Raw genomic sequence first — 4015 nt, 5'->3', positions numbered from 1 at the left:
TGCAACGTCGCACCGATGTCCGACGTACGCGTCGTGGTCATCGACTGCACCGACACCGGCGCGTCCCCGCCCACCGCAACCGACCCGACCTGGATGCGCCGCGAGGGGCGGCGCATCGCCAGCGGCCGGGCCGGCAGCCCGGGGAGACCGAGTGCGACCGGTTCTCCAGCGGTCATGACGTCACCGGTTCCCGGAGACCGTCTCGCGTGCGGCGCGCAGGGATTCCTTCAGCGATCCCATCGTCGCGAGCACGGCGGTGGGCTCGTAGCCGCAGTGCGCCATGCAGTTGGCGCAGCGCGGGTCCTTGCCCCGGCCGTACTTGTCCCAGTCGGTCTCCTCGATGAGCTGACGGTACGTCGGTACGTAGCCGTCGCTCATCAGGTAGCAGGGCCGCTGCCAGCCGAACAGCGAGTAGTTCGGGATGGCCCAGGCCGTGCACGGGAAGTCCGCCTTGCCCTCCAGGAAGTCCAGGAAGAGCGGTGAGTGATTCAGCCGCCAGCGGGCCCGGTTGCCGCCCGCGAAAGTCTTCTTGAACAGTTCGCGGGTCTGCTCGACGCCCAGGAAGTGCTCCTGGTCGGGTGCCTTCTCGTAGGCGTAGGCGGGCGAGATCATCATCTCGTCGACCTTCAGGTCGTCATTGAGGTAGTTGAGGACCTCGATGATGGTCTGCGGGGTGTCGGTGTTGAAGAAGGTGGAGTTCGTGGTGACCCGGAACCCGCGCCGCTTGGCCTCCTTGATCGCCGCCACGGCCTCGTCGAAGACGCCTTCCTTGGCGACGGATTCGTCGTGCCGTTCCCGCAGCCCGTCGATGTGCACGGCGAAGGCGAAGTACGGGGAAGGCGTGAACTTCTCGATCTTCTTCCTGAGCAGCATCGCGTTGGTGCACAGGAAGACGTACTTCCTGCGTGCCACCAGCTGCCGGACGATCTCATCGATCTGCGGGTGCATCAATGGCTCGCCGCCCGCGATGGAAACCATCGGGGCGCCCGATTCGAGCACGGCGCCCACGGCCTGGGCCACCGGCATGCGCTGCTTGAGCACACCGGCCGGATGCTGGATCTTCCCGCAGCCCTCGCACGCGAGATTGCAGGCGTACAAGGGCTCCAGTTCCACGATCAGCGGGAATTTGTCCCGCCTGCGGAGCTTCTGTTCAATGAGGTACGTCGCAACCTTGATGGACTGACGGAGCGGCATGGCCATCTGGCTCACCTCCTGGGGAGCAGCAAAGATCGGTGCCATTCGTAGAAAGCAGGCAGGACGGCACGGAGAACTCGGAAAGCCGATATTCCACCGCGTATCGTCCCGATGCGGACGAGCTCATGCTCCGGAGCATCCACGACCACCCGTACGGCGGCAACCGGGCGGGGCCCGGACCGCAGGGCGGTGCGCAGAGTGGTGGCGGACTCCATGTCCACCGCGATGGCTCCGGTGGCCCGCAGCGCGGCCCGCTCATGTCCGCGTACGACATGGGCGGAGCCGGTCAGCGGACCGGTGTGGACGGCGCGGCCGGGCACCGCCCTGGCCAGGGCCTCGGCGAGCAGGCCCGGCCCGGTGCAGACCGTCGAGTCCCCGGCCTCCCGGGTCTCGTCGGCGACCACCAGGTCCCCGGGGTGCATACCGGGCAGCAGCCCGGCGCAGAACCCGGAGGCGAGGACCGCCGTCCCGGACGCCCGGTCCTCACCGAGCGCCCGCGCGACGGCCGTCTCGGCGGCCCTGGGCCCCATGCCCGTACGGAGTACGGTCACCGGGCCGGGAGCGGCGTCGGCCCTGCCCCGGCCGGTGCGCAGGGCGAACTGCTCGATGCCGAGCGCGCAGGCGATCAGCAGCGGCGCGGCGGGGCCGGCCGGCCCCGGGCCGTCGGCCATCAGGCCCCCTTGCGGGTGGCCGTGCGGTCGGCGAACGGCTCGCCGTACACGTACCGCCCGAGCGCGGTGAGCGGGAACACCTGGCGGTAGAGGTGGTAGTTGATGGAGAAGTCCCACGGGAATCCGGTGCCGGTGAAGTACGGCTCGTCCCAGGAGCCGTCGGCCTGCTGGGTGGCGGTCAGCCAGGCCACCCCGCGCCGCACGGCGACGCTGTCCCGGGCCCCGGCGGCGAGCAGTGCGAGCAGCGCCCAGGCGGTCTGGGAGGCGGTCGAGGCGCCGTGCCCGATCCACTTCTCCTCCCGGTAGGAGCGCAGGTCCTCGCCCCAGCCGCCGTCGTCGTTCTGCACGGACTCCAGCCAGCCGACCGCGCGGCGGATCGCCGGATGCGTCGCGGGCAGTCCGGCGGCCACCAGTGCGGGCACCACCGACCCTGTCCCGTACACGTAGTTGACGCCCCAGCGGCCGAACCAGGCGCCGCTCGCCTCCTGTTCGGCGAGCAGCCACTCGATGCCCCGGCGGGTGACCCGGTGTCCGGCCCGTCCCTCGACCGCGAGCATCTCCACCACGTGCCCGGTGACATCGGCGGACGGCGGGTCGATGACCTCGCCGAAGTCGCAGAAGGGCAGCCGGTTGGGGAAGGCGCTGGTGTTGTCCGCGTCGAAGGCGCCCCACGCCCCGTTGCGGGACTGCATGCCGATGTTCCAGCGGACGCCGCGCTTGATGGCGGCCTCGATGCGGGCCCGGTCGGGGTGGCGGACCCGGCGCAGCGCGAGGACCACCTCGGCGGTGTCGTCGATGTCCGGGTAGTTGTCGTTGTGGAACTCGAAGGCCCAGCCGCCCGGGTTGAGCCGGGGGCGGCGTACGGACCAGTCGCCGGGCCGGACGATCTCCTCGCCGAGCATCCAGTCCGCGGCCTTCACGAGCGCCGGGTGGTCGGGGCTGACTCCGGCGTCGGCGAGCGCGATGGTGGCAAGGCAGGTGTCCCAGACCGGGGACTGGCATGCCTCGATCATGCGGGCGCCGTCCTCGCGCCACACGGCGAACCGGTCGAGCGATTCGAGTCCGGCGCGCATCACCGGGTGGTTCAGGTCGTAGCCGAGCAGGTGCAGGGCGATGACGGAGTACACCGCGGGTGGCTGGATGCCGCCCCAGCAGCCGTCGTTCTCCTGGCGTTCGATGATCCAGCGGGCCGCGGCGTTCATCGCGGTCCGGCGCAGCTTGCGCGGTGCGATCCGGTGGTAGAGGTGCAGCGCCTTGTCCAGGCGCTGGAAGACGCCGTCCCAGCTGGCGGCCGGTGCGGGGCGCCTGGGCGGGTTCGGGTTGTCCGGATCGGCGTGCAGTTCGTCGAGCGGGAAGGGGGCCGGGCGTACCGGCCGCTTCGCCGAGACGATGGTGAGCGGCACGATGGTCTGGCGGGCCCAGCAGCCGAAGTCGTAGATGTTGAGCGGGGCCCATTTGGGAAAGAACATGAGCTCGGGCGGGAGTTCCGGCAGGTCGTCCCATTTCCACCAGCCGAACAGGGCGAGCCAGATCCGGGTGAAGACCCGGGCGGACGCGATGCCGCCCTGCTCCCGGATCCATCCGGAGGCGCGGGCCATGTGCGGTTCGTCCGGCCGGTCCCCGGCCAGCCGCAGGGCCACGTACGCCTCGATGGTGGTGGAGAGTTCGCCGGGGCCGCCGTGGAAGGTCGCCCAGGTGCCGTCGCCCAGCTGTTCGCCGCGGATGAAGCGGCCGGCCGCTCGGACGGTGTCCGGGTCCTGGATGCCGAGGAATTGACGGAGCAGCAGGTCCTCGGCGTCCATCGTGACGTTGGTGGCGAGGTCTCCCTTCCACCAGCCCTGCTCGTCCTGCCTGCCGAGGAGGTGCTCCACCGAGCGTTCCGCGGCCCGCCGCGCGGCGGCGAGCACGTCGTCCGCGGCGATGGTTGTGTCGGTCGGTTCACTGGCCGAGGCTGCGCGGGGGTTCACGGCCCCGGTGCTTCCGTCGGTCGTCGCTGTCATGGCTTCCCCTTCGTGCAGTCAGGTCCTCTGCTGTGCTGGGGTCTCCGTCGGCCGGCGCCCGGGGCACGGCGCCGGGCCGCGACGTCGAGTCTTTTGGCGGAGATAGTGTTAATGTATTTGGTAAGACGACGAAGTGCGCCAGCGCGGTGG

Annotated in this window: 4 protein-coding genes; all 4 read right to left on the bottom strand. The window is 70.5% G+C overall.

What is annotated here, in order from left to right:
* Positions 1–176 (bottom strand): flavodoxin-dependent (E)-4-hydroxy-3-methylbut-2-enyl-diphosphate synthase (locus ACFVH0_RS40350; protein ID WP_356483209.1); only part of this gene is annotated, 176 nt, incomplete at its 3' end.
* A 4-nt stretch (positions 177–180) separates the two neighbouring features.
* Positions 181–1200, bottom strand: coding sequence for an adenosyl-hopene transferase HpnH (gene hpnH, locus ACFVH0_RS40345; protein ID WP_385828414.1), 1020 nt, complete (start codon positions 1198–1200; stop codon positions 181–183).
* 5 nt (positions 1201–1205) lie between these two features.
* Positions 1206–1865: a 1-hydroxy-2-methyl-2-butenyl 4-diphosphate reductase gene (locus ACFVH0_RS40340; RefSeq protein WP_385828413.1), complete on the bottom strand. Its 660-nt coding sequence runs from the start codon at positions 1863–1865 to the stop codon at positions 1206–1208.
* Positions 1865–3865 (bottom strand): squalene--hopene cyclase, encoded by a 2001-nt coding sequence (gene shc, locus ACFVH0_RS40335; protein ID WP_385828412.1) that lies wholly within the window; start codon positions 3863–3865, stop codon positions 1865–1867. Before shc ends, ACFVH0_RS40340 begins: the two co-directional genes overlap by 1 nt.
* Positions 3866–4015: the final 150 nt, after the last annotated feature.

The sequence above is a fragment of the Streptomyces sp. NPDC127117 genome, assembly GCF_042677325.1.
Taxonomy (GTDB): domain Bacteria; phylum Actinomycetota; class Actinomycetes; order Streptomycetales; family Streptomycetaceae; genus Streptomyces.
This window is presented reverse-complemented; position numbering and strand designations above follow the sequence as displayed.